Origin of the sequence: Acinetobacter sp. 197 (assembly GCF_048148385.1) — a bacterium.
In the GTDB taxonomy this organism is placed as follows: domain Bacteria; phylum Pseudomonadota; class Gammaproteobacteria; order Pseudomonadales; family Moraxellaceae; genus Acinetobacter; species Acinetobacter pecorum.
Genome location: NZ_JAYWZK010000035.1, coordinates 1 through 1,122, shown reverse-complemented (window position 1 = coordinate 1,122; position 1,122 = coordinate 1). Strand labels below are relative to the sequence as shown.

The window sequence follows — 1,122 nt, the reverse complement described above, 5'->3', positions numbered from 1 at the left end:
AGAGGTGGTCCCACATGTTTGAACAACTAAAAGCGTATTTATAAGTGATATTCCGCTCTAGTTAAGCCACCTTGTTTTGTTGTGGTAGCTGATCATAGTAAAACTCATTTGGTGTCATTTTGTCTAGACTCGAATGAGGTCGTTTCAGATTATAAAACTCAAAATATGCACTCAATTGCTTTTTCGCATCTGTGACACTGCTATAAGCTTTGAGATACACCTCTTCATATTTAACGCTCCGCCATAATCGTTCAACCATCACATTATCTACCCATCGACCTTTACCATCCATACTGATTAGAATGCCATTTGATTTCAATACATCAATAAATGCATCACTGGTGAACTGACTGCCTTGGTCTGTATTAAATATTTCAGGTCGACCATATTTTTCAATAGCTTCATTTAATGTTTCTATGCAAAATGTAACCTCCATACTAATCGATACCCTATGCGCAAGTACCTTGCGGCTATGCCAATCAATCACAGCACATAAATAAACAAAGCCTTTTGCCATAGGGATATACGTTATATCCGTAGACCACACTTGATTACTGCGCTGAATAGCCAATCCTTTGAGCAGATATGGATATTTGCGGTGAGCTTGATTAGCCTGGCTTAAATTTGGTTTGCAATATAACGCATTAATGCCCATTTTCTTCATTAAAGTACGTGTATGACGTCGTCCTATATGATGTCCTTGACGATTCAACAAATCACGCATCATACGGCTACCTGCAAAAGGGTATTGCATATGTAACTCATCCATACACCGCATCAGCTTCAGATCTGATGCACTCACAGGTTTTGGGCGATAGTAATAACAACCACGGGAGACTTTTCAGCAGCTGAGCTTGCTTAGATACTGAAATCTGAAGTGAGTCATCGATTAACTTTTGTGGTTGAAGCGGCCCAGTTTCTTCAACACACCTTCTAAAAAATCAATTTCTAATGCCTGCTCACCGATTTTTGCATGTAGTTTTTTTAGATCGATGGGTGGTTCTGTTGGAGCTTTTGATTGATCGAAAGCTTGCGAGGAAGCTGAAATCAGTTGATTTTTCCAGTCGATAATTTGGTTTTGATGAACATCAAATTCAGCACTCAATTCAGCAAGTGTTTTTT

Annotated in this window: 1 pseudogene; it reads right to left on the bottom strand. The window is 38.9% G+C overall.

Annotated elements, in window-relative coordinates:
• Positions 1 to 61: 61 nt before the first annotated feature.
• Positions 62 to 1,122 (bottom strand): annotated as a pseudogene (locus VXQ11_RS15595) (IS3 family transposase); the annotation flags it as partial.